This window comes from Stutzerimonas degradans (genome assembly GCF_024448505.1).
In the GTDB taxonomy this organism is placed as follows: Bacteria; Pseudomonadota; Gammaproteobacteria; order Pseudomonadales; family Pseudomonadaceae; genus Stutzerimonas; species Stutzerimonas degradans.
In genome coordinates this window covers 262,695-278,314 of the sequence record NZ_JAMOHV010000002.1, presented here as the reverse complement: position 1 = coordinate 278,314, position 15,620 = coordinate 262,695, and the positions used below count along the sequence as shown (strand labels likewise).

Annotated in this window: 21 protein-coding genes; 5 read left to right on the top strand and 16 right to left on the bottom strand. The window is 64.9% G+C overall.

Annotated features, from left to right (window positions below; all coding sequences use genetic code 11):
* Positions 1–6 precede the first annotated feature (6 nt).
* Positions 7–375, bottom strand: coding sequence for a DUF3742 family protein (locus NAV27_RS04190; RefSeq protein WP_017462896.1), 369 nt, complete (start codon positions 373–375; stop codon positions 7–9).
* A 222-nt stretch (positions 376–597) separates the two neighbouring features.
* On the opposite strand from NAV27_RS04190, the gene NAV27_RS04185 reads away from it, so the two are divergent.
* The 3 genes from NAV27_RS04185 (at position 598) to mobH (ending at position 4,322) form a co-directional block, all read left to right on the top strand.
* Complete coding sequence (locus tag NAV27_RS04185; RefSeq protein WP_017462895.1) at positions 598–1,356, top strand: type IV toxin-antitoxin system AbiEi family antitoxin domain-containing protein; 759 nt, start codon at positions 598–600, stop codon at positions 1,354–1,356.
* Positions 1,349–2,269 carry a nucleotidyl transferase AbiEii/AbiGii toxin family protein gene (locus NAV27_RS04180; protein WP_017462894.1) on the top strand — a complete coding sequence of 307 codons (921 nt, stop codon included), beginning with the start codon at positions 1,349–1,351 and terminating at the stop codon, positions 2,267–2,269. The genes NAV27_RS04185 and NAV27_RS04180 overlap by 8 nt, the downstream gene beginning before the upstream one ends.
* A 202-nt stretch (positions 2,270–2,471) precedes the next feature.
* Positions 2,472–4,322: a MobH family relaxase gene (gene mobH / locus NAV27_RS04175; protein WP_058147908.1), complete on the top strand. Its 1,851-nt coding sequence runs from the start codon at positions 2,472–2,474 to the stop codon at positions 4,320–4,322.
* Between the two features lie 26 nt (positions 4,323–4,348).
* Here the strand turns inward: mobH and NAV27_RS04170 are convergent, their stop codons facing one another.
* Positions 4,349–4,648 (bottom strand): helix-turn-helix domain-containing protein, encoded by a 300-nt coding sequence (locus tag NAV27_RS04170; RefSeq protein ID WP_031640196.1) that lies wholly within the window; start codon positions 4,646–4,648, stop codon positions 4,349–4,351.
* Between the two features lie 106 nt (positions 4,649–4,754).
* On the opposite strand from NAV27_RS04170, the gene NAV27_RS04165 reads away from it, so the two are divergent.
* Positions 4,755–5,381 (top strand): LysR substrate-binding domain-containing protein, encoded by a 627-nt coding sequence (locus NAV27_RS04165; RefSeq protein WP_031640195.1) that lies wholly within the window; start codon positions 4,755–4,757, stop codon positions 5,379–5,381.
* A 47-nt stretch (positions 5,382–5,428) separates the two neighbouring features.
* On the opposite strand, the gene NAV27_RS04160 is transcribed toward NAV27_RS04165, so the two are convergent.
* On the bottom strand, positions 5,429–7,282 hold the full coding sequence (locus NAV27_RS04160) for a tyrosine-type recombinase/integrase (RefSeq protein ID WP_023125132.1): 1,854 nt from the start codon (positions 7,280–7,282) through the stop codon (positions 5,429–5,431).
* A gap of 435 nt (positions 7,283–7,717) precedes the next feature.
* On the opposite strand from NAV27_RS04160, the gene NAV27_RS04155 reads away from it, so the two are divergent.
* Positions 7,718–8,917 (top strand): tyrosine-type recombinase/integrase, encoded by a 1,200-nt coding sequence (locus NAV27_RS04155; protein ID WP_102827451.1) that lies wholly within the window; start codon positions 7,718–7,720, stop codon positions 8,915–8,917.
* Here NAV27_RS04155 and NAV27_RS04150 read toward each other — a convergent pair.
* The 13 genes from NAV27_RS04150 to NAV27_RS04090 form a co-directional block, all read right to left on the bottom strand.
* Complete coding sequence (locus tag NAV27_RS04150; RefSeq protein ID WP_146029388.1) at positions 8,914–9,522, bottom strand: hypothetical protein; 609 nt, start codon at positions 9,520–9,522, stop codon at positions 8,914–8,916. The genes NAV27_RS04155 and NAV27_RS04150 overlap by 4 nt on opposite strands.
* A gap of 73 nt (positions 9,523–9,595) precedes the next feature.
* Positions 9,596–9,811: a helix-turn-helix transcriptional regulator gene (locus NAV27_RS04145; protein ID WP_102827449.1), complete on the bottom strand. Its 216-nt coding sequence runs from the start codon at positions 9,809–9,811 to the stop codon at positions 9,596–9,598.
* On the bottom strand, positions 9,798–10,109 hold the full coding sequence (locus NAV27_RS04140; RefSeq protein ID WP_102827448.1) for a hypothetical protein: 312 nt from the start codon (positions 10,107–10,109) through the stop codon (positions 9,798–9,800). Before NAV27_RS04140 ends, NAV27_RS04145 begins: the two co-directional genes overlap by 14 nt.
* Positions 10,106–10,420, bottom strand: a complete 315-nt coding sequence (locus NAV27_RS04135) for a hypothetical protein (RefSeq protein ID WP_102827447.1) — start codon at positions 10,418–10,420, stop codon at positions 10,106–10,108. Before NAV27_RS04135 ends, NAV27_RS04140 begins: the two co-directional genes overlap by 4 nt.
* Positions 10,417–12,096: a DNA cytosine methyltransferase gene (locus NAV27_RS04130; RefSeq protein ID WP_102827446.1), complete on the bottom strand. Its 1,680-nt coding sequence runs from the start codon at positions 12,094–12,096 to the stop codon at positions 10,417–10,419. The genes NAV27_RS04135 and NAV27_RS04130 overlap by 4 nt, the downstream gene beginning before the upstream one ends.
* The gene (locus NAV27_RS04125; protein ID WP_146029387.1) at positions 12,093–12,275 is read right to left on the bottom strand and encodes a hypothetical protein; all 183 of its coding nucleotides are present in this window, start codon (positions 12,273–12,275) and stop codon (positions 12,093–12,095) included. Before NAV27_RS04125 ends, NAV27_RS04130 begins: the two co-directional genes overlap by 4 nt.
* Before the next feature lie 10 nt (positions 12,276–12,285).
* Positions 12,286–12,885: a phosphohydrolase gene (locus NAV27_RS04120; protein WP_102827444.1), complete on the bottom strand. Its 600-nt coding sequence runs from the start codon at positions 12,883–12,885 to the stop codon at positions 12,286–12,288.
* The gene (locus NAV27_RS04115; protein ID WP_102827443.1) at positions 12,882–13,367 is read right to left on the bottom strand and encodes a hypothetical protein; all 486 of its coding nucleotides are present in this window, start codon (positions 13,365–13,367) and stop codon (positions 12,882–12,884) included. Before NAV27_RS04115 ends, NAV27_RS04120 begins: the two co-directional genes overlap by 4 nt.
* 52 nt (positions 13,368–13,419) lie before the next feature.
* Positions 13,420–14,259, bottom strand: a complete 840-nt coding sequence (locus NAV27_RS04110; RefSeq protein ID WP_102827442.1) for a DUF2303 family protein — start codon at positions 14,257–14,259, stop codon at positions 13,420–13,422.
* Positions 14,260–14,299: 40 nt separating this feature from the next.
* The gene (locus NAV27_RS04105) at positions 14,300–14,647 is read right to left on the bottom strand and encodes a YfdP family phage-associated protein (RefSeq protein ID WP_102827441.1); all 348 of its coding nucleotides are present in this window, start codon (positions 14,645–14,647) and stop codon (positions 14,300–14,302) included.
* A 38-nt stretch (positions 14,648–14,685) separates the two neighbouring features.
* On the bottom strand, positions 14,686–14,946 hold the full coding sequence (locus NAV27_RS04100; protein ID WP_180981385.1) for a pyocin activator PrtN family protein: 261 nt from the start codon (positions 14,944–14,946) through the stop codon (positions 14,686–14,688).
* Positions 14,943–15,341 carry a hypothetical protein gene (locus NAV27_RS04095; protein ID WP_180981384.1) on the bottom strand — a complete coding sequence of 133 codons (399 nt, stop codon included), beginning with the start codon at positions 15,339–15,341 and terminating at the stop codon, positions 14,943–14,945. The genes NAV27_RS04100 and NAV27_RS04095 overlap by 4 nt, the downstream gene beginning before the upstream one ends.
* Positions 15,338–15,610, bottom strand: coding sequence for a hypothetical protein (locus tag NAV27_RS04090; RefSeq protein ID WP_102827439.1), 273 nt, complete (start codon positions 15,608–15,610; stop codon positions 15,338–15,340). Before NAV27_RS04090 ends, NAV27_RS04095 begins: the two co-directional genes overlap by 4 nt.
* Between the last annotated feature and the right edge of the window lie 10 nt (positions 15,611–15,620).

The window sequence follows — 15,620 nt, the reverse complement described above, 5'->3', positions numbered from 1 at the left end:
CGGCAGCTACGGCTCGTCGGGATCGCCCATGTCGATCCGCCAGTCATCTTTGTCGTACAGGCCGACGCCCGAGTGTCCGTCTCTAAGTTCCGGCTGCTTCTCGTCGTCCTCGTCGGCGTTCCGCGCGAGCCATGCGGCGACCACCGCAAAGGCCAGCAGCAGGACGAGCCAGGATACGGTGTATAGCAGCATGCCAAGTACGGCCAGCTTGACGATCCAGAGCACCGCCGTCGCCGCGCCCGCGGGTACCCCGCGCGTCACCAGCCAGCCGGCGACACGCTGCTCGCGGCGGAGGTATCCACGCCAGGCACGGCCAGCCCCCCGGCCCAGCCGGTGGCTCCAGCGCCCGTTGTGCGTGTTGGTGCTCATGCTCATATGCCTCGGCTTCAGTGGTGCCTCACCTCGCGGAGCGGCCGGTCGTGGCCTGCCCTCCAGCATAGACCGCGATCAGGAGGGCGGGTTGCGGCCGGCGGAGCCGGGTTGGCTCGGGCCGCAGGTCGATTAGATTCTGAGCGATAAATCAAACCTTATGCTACTTTCCCTGCACGTTCTTGCAATGGCTCTAGGGTCGATTGGATTCTGTGTTATTTTTATAGCATGAATGGAAATTCTCGGCACCAGGTAATCAAGCGACTGCAGGCGGGACTCCCCCGTGGGGCGCCGTTCGACCTTGCCACCCTGAGCCAGTTCGGGGTGTCGCCCCAGCTCGCCGCCCACTATGCCGACGGCGGGTGGCTCGTGCGCCTGGCCCATGGCGTCTATGCCTTCCCGAACGATGAGTTCGGGGTCTACGGTGCGCTGAAGTTCCTGCAACAGCGCGTGCCCGGCCTGCACGTCGGCGGCAAGAGCGCCCTGGCCCTGCAGGGGGTGCGGCACAACCTGGGCAGCCGGGAGGCGCTGGTGCTGTGGGGCGACGGTCGCTTCGCGTTGCCGGCCTGGTTCACTTCGCGCTTTCCGGCCCGCTACGTCCACGCCCGCCTGTTCGACTGGCCGGACACGGCGCTGGCCGGCAAGACCCTGACCACGCCGCCTGGCCTGCCCGAGGATCTGCGGGTGGCAGCCCCCGAGCGTGCCGTGCTGGAGCTGCTGTACGAAGCCGGCGTCAAGCAGAGCCTCGAAGAGGCCCGCAACCTCTTCGATGGACTGCGTTCCCCCCGCAAGGACTTGCTCGGGCAACTGCTGTCCTGCTGCGCCAGCGTGAAGGCCGTGCGCCTGTTCCTGACCTGGGCGCGCGAGACCAGCCTCGTGGACGTCGATGCCCTGCTGGAGCAGTACCCGGTTCGCACCGGCAGCAACACGCGCTGGATGAGCCGGCTCGATGACGGCACCTTGCTGAGCCTGAGACCTCATGGATAAGACCTACGCGGACACCGTTCGCCTGCTGCTGGCCGTCGCGCCCGACGTGTTCGCCAACGACATCTTCGCCATGAAGGGCGGCACGGCCATCAACCTCTTCGTGCGGGACATGCCGCGCCTGTCGGTGGACATCGACGTGGTGTACCTCCCGTGGCAGACGCCGCGCGACGAAGCGCTGCAAGCCATCAACCAGGAGCTGGCCGCCATCGCCGCGCGCGTTGCGCCACTGGGCGTGCAGACACGCCTGGTTCGCGCCAAGGACCTGGGAGACACCAAGCTGATCGTCGAGAACGACGCCAGCCAGGTGAAGATCGAGGTCAACGTCGTGTTCCGCGGCAGCGTGCTGCCCGTCGAGCGGCGGCCGCTGAGCGCCAAGACCAGCGATCTGTTCGGCGTCGAGTTCGAGCTGCCGGTTCTGGCACCGGACGAGCTGTACGCCAGCAAGCTGGTGGCCGCGCTGGATCGACAGCACCCCCGCGACCTGTTCGACGTGTGGCAGCTCTACGAATCGGGCGACATCAGCGACGGCATGGTCGAGTGCTTCGTGATCTATCTGGCGGGCCACAACCGGCCGCCCCACGAAGTGCTGTTCGGCAACGACAAGGACATCGCCGGCGAGTACGAGCGGGCCTTTGTCGGCATGACCGAAGTGGACTGCTCCCTGGAGACGCTGCTCGACGCTCGCGCCAGGATGCGGCGCGAGCTGCCACAGCGACTGAACACCGCGCACAAGCAGTTTCTGAGCGGGCTGGCGCGCGCAGAACCGGACTGGTCGCTGGTGCAGTGCCAGCACGCCGCGCAACTGCCGGCACTGCGCTGGAAGCTCGCCAATCTCGAAACCTTCCGCAAGCGCCGTCCCGACGACTTCGCAGCGCAATCCGCCGCCCTCGACACCGGCTTGGGCCAGAGCTGACGAACATCCCGCAGCGCCCCACTTGCCGGGATTGCCCCATGCCGCATTCATCGTGGCATCCACGAAGCAGCGGCCCTATACCCAAAGGCTTCCGACAAAGGCCAAAGGGCTGGGAAGGGGCAAAGGAAGGGCGCCAAGGGGAAAGGCCCTATCCTGAAAAGGCCAAAAGGCGCCCCGAGCAGCCCGTCATCCGGGGTTCGCCATGCTCTCGCTGTTCCAGCGCAAAAGGGTGCCACCCGCCGCCGGCACACCGCCCACATCCGCCATCGAAACTCCGAAAGGGGCGATGCGGCCGGAGTCGGCCGCATCGCTGCTGACCACGCCGCGTCGGCAGAAACTGCTGGAACACATCTGGCAGCGCACATCGCTCTCGCGCCGGCAGTTCGCCACGCTCTACCTCGCCCCACTGGAGCGCTACGCCGAATTGGTCCAGCAGTTCCCGGCCTCCGAGAACCACCACCACGCCTATCCGGGCGGCATGCTGGACCACGGCCTGGAGATCGTCGCCTATGCGCTGAAACTGCGGCAGTCATACCTGCTGCCTGCGGGCGTCACGCCGGAGGCACAGGCGGCCCAGGCCGAAGCCTGGACTGCAGGCACGGCCTACGCGGCCCTGCTGCACGACATCGGCAAGATTGCGGTCGATCTGCACGTCGAGCATGCCGACGGCAGCGTCTGGCATCCCTGGCACGGCCCGCTGCGAAAGCCCTACCGCTTCCGTTACCGAAAGGAGCGCGAGTACCGCCTGCACAGCGCCGCCACCGGGCTGCTCTACGCGCGCCTTCTCGATCGGGACATCTTCGACTGGCTCAGCGGCTATCCCGACCTCTGGGCCGCGCTGCTGTACGTGCTGGCCGGCCAGTACGAGCACGCCGGCACGCTCGGCGAGCTGGTCGTGCAGGCCGACCAGGCATCGGTCGCCCAGGAACTCGGCGGCGATCCCAGCAAGGCGCTGGTGGCGCCCAAGCATGCTCTGCAACGCAAATTGCTCGACGGCTTGCGCTACCTGCTCAAGGAAGCGTTCAAGCTGAACCAGGCCGGCCCGGCGGACGGTTGGCTGACCCAGGACGCCTTGTGGCTGGTGAGCAAGACCGTCTCCGACAAGCTGCGCGCACATCTGCTATCGCAAGGCATCGACGGCATTCCGGCGAGCAATACGGCGGTGTTCAACGTGCTGCAGGATCACGGCATCGTGCAACCGACGCCGGGTGGCAAGGCGATCTGGAAGGCTACCGTCACCAGCGACGCCGGCTGGTCGCACGCCTTCACCTTCCTGAAACTCTCGCCGGCCATGATCTGGGATGCCGCCGACCGGCTGGCGCCGTTCGCAGGCCGTGTGCAGGTCGAAGAGGAACAGGCGGAGCCGCCGCCGCTAGCGCCGGCGGTGGCCGATGGGCCGCGCGTGGAAGGCACCGAAGCTGCACCCGCGAGCACGACGCCGATCGCATCCATAGCCACAGACACCGGCGTGGCCGCGCTGCTCGATCTGCTGGGCGACACCGCTCCACCCACAGCATCGGAGACCCCGACTTGCCCTGTTGCCGAGGCCGAGCCGGCCCCTTCGACCGTGCCCACGCCAGGAATGAGCCTCGCGCCTTCCCAGGATCGCGCGGAGCCCTCCGGGGCGCACTTCATGGCCTGGCTGCGCCAGAGCATCCAGACGCGCAAGCTCATCATCAACGACGCCAAGGCCCTGGTGCATACCGTCGCCGGTACGACCTACCTCGTCAGCCCCGGCGTGTTCCAGCGCTACGCGCAGGAGTACCTTCAAGTCGCCGCGCTGGCCAAGCAGGAGAAGCTGGAGGGGTGGCAGTGGGTACAGAAGCGCTTCGAGAAGCTGGGACAGCACCGCAAGCAGCCGAGCGGGCTGAACATCTGGACCTGCGAAGTCACGGGGCCGCGCAAGTCGCGCCGGCTGCACGGCTACCTGCTCGTCAGCCCGGATGCGCTGTTCCAGGAGACGCCGCCAGACAACCCATACCTGCGGCTCCTCAACGAGGCCGCAAAGCGCGATGATTCAGCCCTTGGGGGCAAGGACGACGATCAGGCGTAGGCATGCGACCGCTGTGCGGGCCGGCTTCAATCCGCGGATGGGGCCGACTCTGCCAGCTTGGCTTCGGTCAGAGCCATCAAGTGGGCGGAACTGCATTTCAGCGCACGGGCGATCTTGAGGATGAGCGGGAGCGTGGGGACATGCTCGCCGCGCTCGATCTTGCCCATGTGCGACCGTTCGATGCCGGCCATGTGGGCCAGCGTTTCCTGAGCGATACCCTGGTTGGTTCTTTCTTCCCGCACGGCAGCCCCAAACGCGATGGCTGGTTCCGCTTCGTAGGTAGTGGTGCCGGTGGGGCGGCCCCTTTGGATCGAACGCTTTGGCATTGCCAAGAGCGTCGAACACGGTCACGATTTAAACCACGTTAAACTTAACTCATTCAACGGATTCGAGATCAGTTGCCACGAGTTCACCGCCTGGGGGGAGCTGGACGTGGAATCGAGTGACATCACCGCCGAAATTCGCATGGCCGTCCTCGGCGAATGGGTGCCTCCCCAGCTCGCCGACGTGCTCGCCCTGCAGCGTGCCGAAGAGCCGGAGACTCATGCCGTCCTGGCCGGCTGGACAGATCCCGGTCGAGGCGCGGAGCTGCCGGGCGACGGCTTCGACTTCGCCTTGTCTGCGGTTGCCCGGCAGTGGCCTGGCTGGGTATGCGAGCCGCTGTGGCATGACACGCTGGCGGTCGCCGTGGCCAAGCGCTCCCACCTGCTGGCCTACCGTGAAGTGCCGTGCCAGGAAGTGCTCAAGCAGCCGTTGATCTGCTCGCAGTCCACGGCCGATGAACCATGGCGCATGACCGTGCAGCGCGTGTTCGAGAACGCGCTGCAGGAGCGGGAGCAAACGGTGGAGACATTCGATGTGGTGATGACGCTGGTTGCCGCCGGGTACGGGATCACCATTGCGCCCGCCGCGAGACTGGCGAGCTACCTACGCCGAGGCATCGCCATGCGGCCGCTGGCCGGCGCACCAACGATCGTGATGGCTTACCTGCTCCGTCGCGAGGCTTCCTTGTCGGACACCCAGGCAAGATTCGCCCGCCGCGCGCGCTTGGTGTCCTGACGGGCGCGCGGGGATCGCGGTTTCGCCACGATCCCGCATTCCTGCTGCTAGGCGACCCCGACTCGCGGCGGGGTCCATTCGCTCTCCTTCACGGCTGTGCTCACTGCCATGACGAGCTTGTCGAGATTGCCGGCCGTCACGCCCTCCAGTGCCGAACGCCCCCGCAGCATCGAGCGCGGTTGCAGCAGTGCATGGTAGATCTGCCAGGGGTCCGCACCCCTGGTCAGCTTCAGGACGGACTGGATCAGCTCGTGCTTGAGTGGGTCGAGGTGCCAGTCCGGCACGCGCTGGCCGCGGTTGCCTACGTTCAACGCCAGCAAGTTGCCCGCCTTGATCTCGTAGCTGATCCACCTGCGGGACTTGCCCGCCATCTTGGCAAACGCCGCGACGGGAAGGTTGTGCGGCGCTTCGAAGACATCGAACAGTTCCATCCTCTCGCGCTGAATGTCCGAAGGCACCAGCGGCGCGGCTGATCGAGGGGGCGGAACCGCCGGCAGCCGATGTGCGGCGGCAGAAACCAACGGCATGGCGTCACCCGGCTTCGTCACCAGCAGGATTGGCGAAGCGCTAACCGGCGTGGAGGGTGCATTTGCGGTTTGCTCACTCGGGAATGCGGGCACGCCTTCCAGATGCACGGTGAGTGGCATGCTGGCCGCCTCGACCTGGTTCTGCTCGAAGAGGTCGAGCCGATCGGCCCAGTCCTGCATCATGCGGCGACGCTGCTCCACGTACTCGGCATGGTTGTAGGTCGCGCTGACCTTGTTGGGATCGACATGCGAGAGCTGTGCATCCACCCAGACCTTCGGGTAGCCGATCTCGTTGAGCGCAGTGGACATCGTGCCGCGGATGCCGTGCCCAGTCAGGCGTTCCTGATAGCCCATGCGCTTGAGGGCACCATTGAGGGTGTTCTCGCTGATGCGCTTCTTCAAGTCGCTGTCGTGCCGGAACAGGTGGCGCTGGGCCGGCTTGAACTCATCCAGCAGGTGCCGGACGATCTCCATGGCCTGAAGCGACAGCGGCACGATGTAGGGCGGGATGTCCTTCGCCTGCTGCCGCTTCTTGCGCATATCCAACTGGAGTTGCTTCACGACGTCGGGCGGGATGATCCACAGCCCACGGTCCAGATCGAATTGATCCGGCGTCGCCTGTCGCAGCTCTCCGGTTCGCACGCCGGTCAGCAGCAATAGCCGCAGCCCGAGCTGGGTCTGCCGCCTGCCGCGATAGCTGCGTAGCCGCTGCAACAGCTTCGGCAGCTCGGCCATGCGCAGGAACGGGTTGTGATTGACGGGTGGCAGTGGCAGCGCCACCACATCGAGATCGGAGGCGGGGTTCTGTTCCAGGCCCGGCACGATCACCAGCGCGTAGCGGAACAGTTGGTTGAACCACGTCCTGACTTTCTCGGCGACGGAGAGCGCCTTGCGCTTCTCGATCTTGGCGATCACCTCCAAGAGGTCGGGACGCTTGATCTCATAGACCGACCGCTTGCCCAAGGCGGGCAGCACATCCTTGTCGAAGATGCGCGGAAGTATCGAGAGGGTCGTCTGCCGGCCTTCCTTGAGGCTGAGCCCGCGATGCTTGAGCCACTTGCGATACACCGCCTCGAAGGTGTTTTCGTCGGCGAGCCGGACAGCGGTGCGCTTCTGCTTGCGGTGAACGCGAGGATTGGTGCCTTTGGCCAGCAGGGCGCGCGCTTCGTCGCGCAGGCTGCGGGCCTCGCGAAGCGTCACCTCCGGGTAGGTGCCGAGCGACATCCGCTTCTGCTTGCCCGCCCAGTAGTAGCGGAAGTGCCAAGTCCTGCCCCCTGCAGCCGTGACGGCCAGGGAGAGGCCATCCAAGTCAGGGAGGGTGTATGCCTTGCCTGTTGCCTTGGCCTGTCGAACGGCCAGGTCTGAGAGTGCCATGCTCTTGCTCCTGAACATGAGTCAGGAACCAGATGCTGGTCACGTCGACCTCGCCCCTCCATCAACAATCCGGAATCAGCTGTGCCCGCAAAAATGGACTTGTTTGTGGACTTAAAAGTCCCGGCTGTAGGCGGATCGCAGTGGACCACGGCAGAACGTCAAAGAGAGGAAAAGTCCTTGTGCGGCAACGACTTGCAGACTCTCTTGGACTTCTGCGGAAGTCCGCAGAATGATGCAGTGGAGCGGGCGAAGGGAATCGAACCCTCGTCATGAGCTTGGGAATCTATAACGGGCCAAATATCAGGGTATAACGCGAGGTATCGTAAAGGCGCTACAATCCCCGTCCTGTATGGGCTGGGGCTTCCGGCTCAGTCTCATTTTGTCCCGCCGAATTTCGTGTTAGTTCGGGACAACTGTCACCGGAAACTGTCACGCATGCTAACCGAAAAGCAGATCCGTTCGCTCAAGCCAGAAGGTCGCGACTATGTGATGTCGGACGGGCGCGGTGCGCGCGGGGAAGGTGTGCTGCTGCTGAAGGTGCGCGCCAACGGCACGAAGGAGTTCTATTACCAGTGGCACGTGGCAGGCAAGAAGAAGCAGCGCAAGCTCGGCGTGTGGCCGGCAATGTCACTCACTGTGGCGCGGGACAAGTGCAAGGGGGCGTCGCCTCAGAGTGAAGCGGAAGGCACGCTGCAGAACCTGCTCGATTCGTATGTGGCCAAGCTGAAAGCCGAAGGCGCCGCCTCGGCCGGCAATGTGGAATGGTCGCTCAAGCACTACGTCTCCGATCCGTTCCCGCACCTGGTGAAGAAGCTGGCCAGCTCCATTGAGCCGGGGGATATCCGCGACATTATCTCCGCGATGATCAAGGCGAAGGTGACCACCTACTGCAACCGTGTGCGCTCGCAGCTGCACGCTGCGTTCCAGCACGGGCTCAATCAGGAATACAACCCACGGGACTACCTCAAGTCGAAGGTGCGCTTCGGGCTGACCTACAACCCGGTGGCGAGCATCCCCGTGCAGGGCGATTGGGAGCGCCCAGGGCAGCGGGTGTTGAGCAAGGAAGAGCTGGCCGCGCTGTGGAACCTGCTGCCGGAGGAGCTGAGCTTGGTCACGGCGGAGCTGATCAAGTTCCTGATCGCCAGCGGTGGGCAGCGGCCGGAGCAGGTGGTGGCGTCTGATCGCACGATGTACCGCGCCGACTACTACATGATCCGCAGCAAGAAGGGCGTAGAAGGCGAGCGGGAGATTCACGTGGTGCCGTACAACGACCTGAGCCGCGCATGCCTGGAGCGGCTGAAACCGATCTCCGGCGATGAGGCATTTCCGTTCATGGGCCGGTACAAGAACAATTCGATCAACGTCCAGTCCGTGTCGCGGGCGGTGACGAAGCTCTGCGGGCGGCATCCGGATACGTTCAAGACGCCGTTCACATTGCGCGACCTGCGGCGCACCTGCAAAACGCTGATGGGTGTGGCGGGGATCAGCAAGGAACTGCGCGATCGCATCCAAGGGCATGCGTTCAGCGATGTTTCATCGAAGCACTACGACCGCTACGACTACCTGAAAGAAAAAAGCCAGGGCCTCGAGGAGTGGGCTACCTGGCTTGTAGAGGAGGCGGGTGTTAAAGCCTAATGCTTGCCCGCCGGAAAGAATTTCTCCTCCGCGGCATGCACGAAATTTTCATAGAACTCGAGGCCTAGCACTGCAACGTCCAGCGGTGATGGCCAAAGCAGCTTTATGTCGTTGAACTCCTTCGGAGGGTTGTACCATTTGTTACTGTCCTTAACTGGCAGTAGCTCTACCCGGTTAGGAAGATTTTCAATTATCAGCGGCTTGTTTCCGCGGTACTCAACCAGCTGGCCGCCCCTTATTTCAAGATGCTCGATGTAAGTGACACCTGGTCCGCCCTCTACGTACATGCTCGACGATGCTTCTTTTTTGCCCAAGCACTCCTGAATTGAGTGCTGATCGGAATTACGGGCGTGTTTTAGGTATCTTAGAAGGGCATTCTTCTTTCGTTCGTTCGCGTACTTGCCCTGCCATGGCTGAAAGCTTGAGCGCGCGTGCTGACACGCACGTTCCACCTTGATCCAGCACTTCTCAATCGCGGCAAGATAGACTCTCCAATCGTCTTCAAGATCCTCGATTGACGCCGCCTCCCGCATTCTTTCGATGGCTCTTTGCGCCGTAATAAGTTCTCGTTTTGCTTGATTGAGAGATGCGCTTATTGCGTTCATAGGTACCCATTCCCGGATGGAATGGCATAACGCTATCCATCAGTTCCGACTATGTCTATCTCGTTTATGGAGTTCACGCGGCGATGCCATTGGGGGGAGTGGGTCGCCAGGCCTCAGGATCCTCCAGCCAAAGGCGCAGGTCTGATGCGCGCCAGCCTACGCGGCCCGGCGAAAGCCGGACCTGTTTCGGGAAGCGGCCGGCCTTGATCTCGCGCCAGAGCGTGGCGTGGGACAGGGTTGTGACCTCCAATACCTGCTCCTCGCGCAGGAAACCTTCAAGCGCGACCACGGCGCTTCCCTCCCTTGCGATGCTTCTTGGTGCCGCCGTGGCAGGTCAGGCGGTAGCTGATGAACGTGGCGAGCTCGCCGATCTCCGCTTTGATGTCGTCGATGATGGCGCCCATGATCGCGTTCACTTCGGCATAGGTCGCGCGCTGGATGGTGCGCGAGTTGTCGACGTGGGTTTTGCCGTCCGGCGTCTTTACCAGCCACTCAATCGTCCAGCGCTGCGGCTTACGCGGCAGACGGCCGCTGACCTGGGCGGTGTCGTTGGGCATTTCGGTGCTGAAGAAGATGGAGTAGGTCATGCTGCGACCTCCATCAGCATGCGGTAGCCGCGCGTGTGCCCCATGAAGCCGTGCAAGGGGTGAATGATGTCCATCGACTCCGTGAATTCAATCTGGCCAGTGCGTGCCAGCTCATTCAGTACGCCGCCCACCTCGCTCGGCCGCATGCCGGTTGCGCGCCTCAGTGCCATGCGGCGCACCCACCCGCCACCGGCGCGCCGCAGCTGATCGAGGATGATGTTGCGCGCCCGCCTGGCATCGAATGACTGATAAGGCGCTCGATTGGGCGTAGCAATTCCGAGCGCCGGTGCAAATAGATCAAGCTGGCTCATGCCGCCTCCTCCCCGAGCTGCTGCGCGCTGAGGTTGGCGCGGACGAGCGCGGCGGCTACCGGTGGGCAGACGCTGTTGCCGCACATGCGGACCTGGGCGGCTTTGCTGAGCTTCTTGCCGCCGGCGGTGCGGTCGTGGATGTAGTCGGCGGGGAAGCCTTGGGCGGCGAACAGCTCGTGCGGTTCGAGCATGCGCATGCCGATGTCGACGATCTGGTAGGGCTCGCCCTTGATCATCACGAGGGCGTGCCGGTCTTTGGTGGTGACGGTGTGCAGCGGGTCCTGCAGGGGCTGGCCGTCGCCGGTGCCGTAGTACTTGAGCAGGAACGCCCGTACTTCGCCCATGTGCCCGCCGGTGGTGAGCGTGTGGACCGGCTCGCGCGTGTCCTGGCCGATGCAGTTGTTGCGCAGTTTCACCAGGTGGCTGGTCACCAGCGCGTTGTGGTCAACGGTCGTCGCGGTGGGCAAGGGGCTTTCCAGGCTGCTGCCCGGGCCGGTGTAGTTGCCGCCGTAGTGTTTGGCGAGGAAGGCGGCGACCAGGGCGTGTTTGTTCCCGCCGGCGACGCAGGTGCCTAGCGGCTTGTCCAGGCCCGGCCCGCGAGGTGCCTGGCCCTTGCGCTCGCCGTAGCCGACCTGCACGAGCGTCGGCGCCACCAGAGCGAAATGCCCGCCCTTTACCTGCGCGCAGATGGTACGCAGCGGCGCGTCGGCTGGCATGTTGCGCTGGCTGCTACCGTTGGCGTGCTCCGTGATAAACGGTGCGAGCGTGGGTGTGACTAGCCCGGTACCGAGTTTGCTGGTGATGGTCTGCAGGGGCTCGTCCAACGGCTGGCCTCTGAAATAGTCGTACCCGTGGTTGACCTTCACCAGAAACGGGTTGGCTGCGTCCAGCACATAACGCTGAATGCCCCGCGCGATGCGCCGCATGGTCGCCTCGGCGAGTGGCTTCTTGCGGGTGAAGATCGAAGGGCACGGCAGTGACCAGTCGATGATCTCCGCGGCGGTGCGCCAGGGCTTCAAGCGCTTGGCCTTGACAGCTTCGCTCGCTGGGTCGCCGTGGGTTGGCTCTGGCCAGGCGATGGGCAGGCCATCGCGCCGGGCGATGAGGAACAAGCGCTTGCGGATGGTGGGGGCGCCGTAGTCGCAGGCACGCAGCTCGCGCCAATCCACGGCGTAACCGAGCCGACGCAGGGCGTTGGTGAAGCTGGCGAAGGTGCGGCCCTTATTCTTCGGGCAGGGGCGTCCGTCGCTGGTAATCGGTCCCCAGGTGACGAACTCCTCGACGTTCTCCAGCATGATGACCTTCGGCTTGACCGTGGCGGCGTAGCGGATGGCGACCCAGGCGAGGCCGCGAATCTCCTTCTTCACTGGCGCGCCGCCCTTGGCCTTGCTGAAGTGCTTGCAGTCCGGGCTGAACCAGCAGAGGTCGACGGGGCGACCGTCTACGATCACACGCGGGTCGACCTCCCACACCGATTCGCAGAAGTGGCGGGTGTGTGGATGGTTGATGTCGTGCATGGCCACGGCTTCGGGGTCGTGGTTGACGGCGATATCCACCGGCCGGCCGAGGCCGAGTTCGATACCGGTGGAGGCGCCGCCGCCGCCGGCGAAGTTGTCGATGACCAGACCGTCGAAGTTCATGCCGGCCTGAGGGTGAAGGCGATAGAGGTTGTTCATGCCTGCGCCTCCCACAGATGCCGGTAGCGGGCCTGGCGCGCGCGAGAGCAGGCGGTGTGGTCGCCCTGAGAACGGTGGCGGCGGCAGATGTCGCATACGCCGTTCATGGCGCGCATGACCAGGATGCCGGGCACCTTGCTGCGGGTGAACGGGCGGCGCAGGGGGTTGGATGTTTGCATGGCCATCCCCTCACAGACACTGCGGCGCGGCGGCGCCGGTGTGTTCGGCGTCGACGCGTTCCCAAGTGGAACGAGCGCGGGCGCGGTGGGTGGTGGACAGCAGTTCGAGCAGCTTGCTGTGGTACTGGACGCAGGCATGGGTACTGGTCCATTCGGGCAGCAGCCAGGGTGCCGGCGTCACGCCGGTCAGGCACGGCCAGTTCTCACCGTGCTCGGGCATGAGGTCGCGGCGTTCGGTCGCCAGGGCGACCATGTCCGCCTCGTGGATGCATGCGGGTAGCTCTGGGTCGAGTTGGAAGCGCTCGCAGATGGCGAGCCAGATGCCGTGCTCGATGCTGCTGAAGTCCGGTAGCAGTGCCTTGAGCGGGCGGGTCATGTCGCCGACGTACGCCTCGGTGGCGTCATGCAGCAGGGCGGCGAGCTGGTGCTCGGCCGGCACGATGCTGGCCACCAGCAGGCTGTGCTGCGCGACCGAGTAATGCCGGCTGGTGTGGCCGTTGAAGCGGCACAACTGCGAGAGCGCGTGGGCGATGTCGAGGGTGCTGATCTGGCTAGCCCTGGGCGCGAGCAGGTCGAAGCGTTGGCCAGTGCGGGTGAGAATCCAGCTCATTCCATCACCTCCACTTCCAGCACCGGCAGGGTTTGCCAGTAGCGGTCGAACATCGCGCGGGCGGTGTTGGAGAGGCGGCGGCAGGTTTCTGCCTGGTCGTTCGAGCGCAGTCCGGCGAAGGTGTTGGCCGCCAGGCTGAGCTTGTCGGCCATCGCGATCAGGTGGTCGGCGTCTGCCTCGGTCAAGGCGCGGTTCTGCAGCGTGGTGATCTTGGCCTTGCAGGTGTCCAGCTCTGAGGTCAGCTGTTCGATTGCCTGGGCGGCGTCGAGGCGGGTGATGGTGTGCTCGTGCTGGGCCTTGTCGCGCTGCTCGTGCAGGCGGTGCAGCTCGTGGCGGTGCGCCTGCAGGCCGCGTTGGTAGCCGGTATCGAACGCTTCGCGCTTGCCGGCGCGCAGCCCTTCATAGAAGCCGATGCCGAACACGAGTGCCGCGCCGGCGATGCAGCCGAGCAGGGCAAGTATCTGCATGGTGGTGATGTTCATGTGCTGTGTCCCCGTGGTGACCGCCGGGTGGTGAGGCCGGCGGTGGTGGTGGTTACTTGCCGAGGGTGAAGGTGCCGATGGTGAGCGGAACCAGGCCGCCAACTTCCTGTTCGAGCACGTCCTTGAATTCCCGGGCAAAGGCTTCGCGCTGGGCTTCCTCCCCGACCCACCGGAGCTTGAGTTGCGGTTCGTCGCGGCCGGTGATTACGGACAGGCGCAGCTTGATGTCTGCCACGTCCAGCCCTTCGAACGGCACGGTGGTGAAGATGAAGGCGGAGGGCAGGGTGTCCTGGCTCTTGGCCTCGATCTCGTCCATTGCCGAACGGCTGGAGGAGAAGTCGCCGACGCTGCTGTCGCGTTGGCTGGTGGCTTTGATGGTCATGCGGCGCACTGCGTTGATGGCCTGGATCATCTGCAGAGCCGTCTCGCCGTCCTGCGCCTGCAGGTTGGGTAGCCAGTCCTCCAGCCATTCGGCGAGGTCCTTCTGGCTGAGCGGCTTGCCGAGCACCCCGAGCAGAGCGGAATAGGCAGCGGTGGGCTTCAGGGTGAGCACGGCCGCGTCATCCCCGTGGCCCGCAGCGCCGGGTTCGCCCAGGTTGAAGATGACGGTGGCGCGCATGGCGTCCTGGTCGATGAAGCCGAGCGCCTTGACCGGTGCGTTGTCATCCACCACGTCATGGCTTTCGGTGTACTTGATGAAGTCCTGCAGGGAGTGGGTAGCCATAGTGCCGCGGAAGCGGTCGCGCATCGGCTGGAATGATTCCAGCGACTGCAGGCGAATGCCCTCTGGCAGTACCGTCACGGTGGCGCCGTCCTCGATGGTGATCGGCTTGGCTGCGGCGATCACGGCCTGGGACTCGATGTGTTGGATGGCTTCTTTGCTCAGCGACATGCTGTGTCTTCCTTTTGGTGAGTGGGCTTGGTGAAACGGCTCAGACTTCGCGGGCGACTACAGGCGCCTGCTCGGGCTTGAAAAGCTGGTCGGTGGGGTTGGTCTGGAACAGCTCCAGCCCGTTGGCGGTGACGTAGAGCGGCGTGTCGAGGGTGGTGTCCTCGCGCTTCTTGCCGCGCTTGGTGGGCTGCACGTAGTCCAGCGTGTGCGAGACGGCGACCTGATTGCTCTGGCCGATCTGCTTGAGCTTGAACGTGAGCGTGACCTGCCCCAGCTTGCTGTGCTCGACCACGCCGGCGGCGACGTCGGACAGGGCGCGCCCCACTTGCTGGGCGAATACGCCGGCGTTGAGGGAGTTGATGAATTCGCTGGTATCGGTGGGTTTCATGGCGTGCTGTGCCTCTTTGGTTGCCCGTGGTGGGCGGGTTATGCCGCCTTGGTTGAGGCGGCGGAATGGGTGGGGTTTTGCGCATCGAGCCAGTTGGCGAGGTCCTGCAGGTACACCACGGGCGGCGCCTTGCGGGTGCCGTGCAGGCGCGTGTAGCGCAGCTTGATCGCGCCGGTGCGGATCTCGTCCAGCAGGTACTCCATGCTGTTGATGTGCGGCAGGTACTCGGCGCGCACCTCGTCCAGCGGCAGGCAGGGCCGGTCGTAGCGACGCAGCAATTGCTGATAGGTACTGGTCACTCGCTGGCCCCTCCGTGGTCCCCGCGCCCCTCGACGGCGCGTGACGCGCTGGGTGCGCCGTGGCGCAGGCGGATGATTTCGGTGATGCCCGCTATGGTCTTGCCGGCCTGCCGGTCGACCAGATCGCCAGTGGCGTTGGTGATGACGCAGGCGAACGGCGCGGCAGGGTCGGTGGTGAGGGTGACGTGCGGCAGGTAACCGCGCGGCAGGGCGTCGAACAGGCTGCAGTACAGCCGGCCGAGGTCGTGCGCGTGGGGCTGGTTGAGCTGCAGGCGGTCGATAGCCTCGGTGCAGGCGGCGCGCAGCACGCGGCCTGGGATCACGCTGGGGTGATCCAGATGCAGGCCGGCGAGCTTGAGGGCGCCGATCGCGTGTTGAGTCGCGGAGGTGCTCATGCGGCGTCCTTCCTGGTGATGGTGATGCCGAGCTGCCCGGCCAGCCACGCCACGCCCGCTTCGGTAGCCATGACGACGCCGTAGTGGGTGTAGCTGTTGATGGCCGGGTTCCAGCGGCTGCGGGTATCGACGAACAGCCGACCCTGGCCGCGCTCGCTGCTGATCAGCTCGCCGGCGTGGTTGAGCAGGCCCAGCTCGCGCATGCGGGTGCGCAGCTTGCGCGGACCGATGCCGAGCACGGCGGCGGCTTGGTCGAGAGTGCGGTTCATGGTGGCGGGC

Coding starts and splice junctions, on each gene's coding strand:
- NAV27_RS04135 (WP_102827447.1), bottom strand. CDS start 10,420: ATGAGCCAGCTTGATCTATTTGCACCGGCGCTCGGAATTGCTACGCCC.
- NAV27_RS04170 (WP_031640196.1), bottom strand. CDS start 4,648: ATGCCAAAGCGTTCGATCCAAAGGGGCCGCCCCACCGGCACCACTACC.
- NAV27_RS04160 (WP_023125132.1), bottom strand. CDS start 7,282: ATGGCACTCTCAGACCTGGCCGTTCGACAGGCCAAGGCAACAGGCAAG.
- NAV27_RS04120 (WP_102827444.1), bottom strand. CDS start 12,885: ATGAGCTGGATTCTCACCCGCACTGGCCAACGCTTCGACCTGCTCGCG.
- NAV27_RS04185 (WP_017462895.1), top strand. CDS start 598: ATGAATGGAAATTCTCGGCACCAGGTAATCAAGCGACTGCAGGCGGGA.
- NAV27_RS04090 (WP_102827439.1), bottom strand. CDS start 15,610: ATGAACCGCACTCTCGACCAAGCCGCCGCCGTGCTCGGCATCGGTCCG.
- NAV27_RS04150 (WP_146029388.1), bottom strand. CDS start 9,522: ATGAACGCAATAAGCGCATCTCTCAATCAAGCAAAACGAGAACTTATT.
- NAV27_RS04180 (WP_017462894.1), top strand. CDS start 1,349: ATGGATAAGACCTACGCGGACACCGTTCGCCTGCTGCTGGCCGTCGCG.
- NAV27_RS04105 (WP_102827441.1), bottom strand. CDS start 14,647: ATGAAACCCACCGATACCAGCGAATTCATCAACTCCCTCAACGCCGGC.
- NAV27_RS04155 (WP_102827451.1), top strand. CDS start 7,718: ATGCTAACCGAAAAGCAGATCCGTTCGCTCAAGCCAGAAGGTCGCGAC.
- NAV27_RS04125 (WP_146029387.1), bottom strand. CDS start 12,275: ATGCAAACATCCAACCCCCTGCGCCGCCCGTTCACCCGCAGCAAGGTG.
- NAV27_RS04110 (WP_102827442.1), bottom strand. CDS start 14,259: ATGTCGCTGAGCAAAGAAGCCATCCAACACATCGAGTCCCAGGCCGTG.
- NAV27_RS04140 (WP_102827448.1), bottom strand. CDS start 10,109: ATGACCTACTCCATCTTCTTCAGCACCGAAATGCCCAACGACACCGCC.
- mobH (WP_058147908.1), top strand. CDS start 2,472: ATGCTCTCGCTGTTCCAGCGCAAAAGGGTGCCACCCGCCGCCGGCACA.
- NAV27_RS04130 (WP_102827446.1), bottom strand. CDS start 12,096: ATGAACAACCTCTATCGCCTTCACCCTCAGGCCGGCATGAACTTCGAC.
- NAV27_RS04190 (WP_017462896.1), bottom strand. CDS start 375: ATGAGCATGAGCACCAACACGCACAACGGGCGCTGGAGCCACCGGCTG.
- NAV27_RS04115 (WP_102827443.1), bottom strand. CDS start 13,367: ATGAACATCACCACCATGCAGATACTTGCCCTGCTCGGCTGCATCGCC.
- NAV27_RS04095 (WP_180981384.1), bottom strand. CDS start 15,341: ATGAGCACCTCCGCGACTCAACACGCGATCGGCGCCCTCAAGCTCGCC.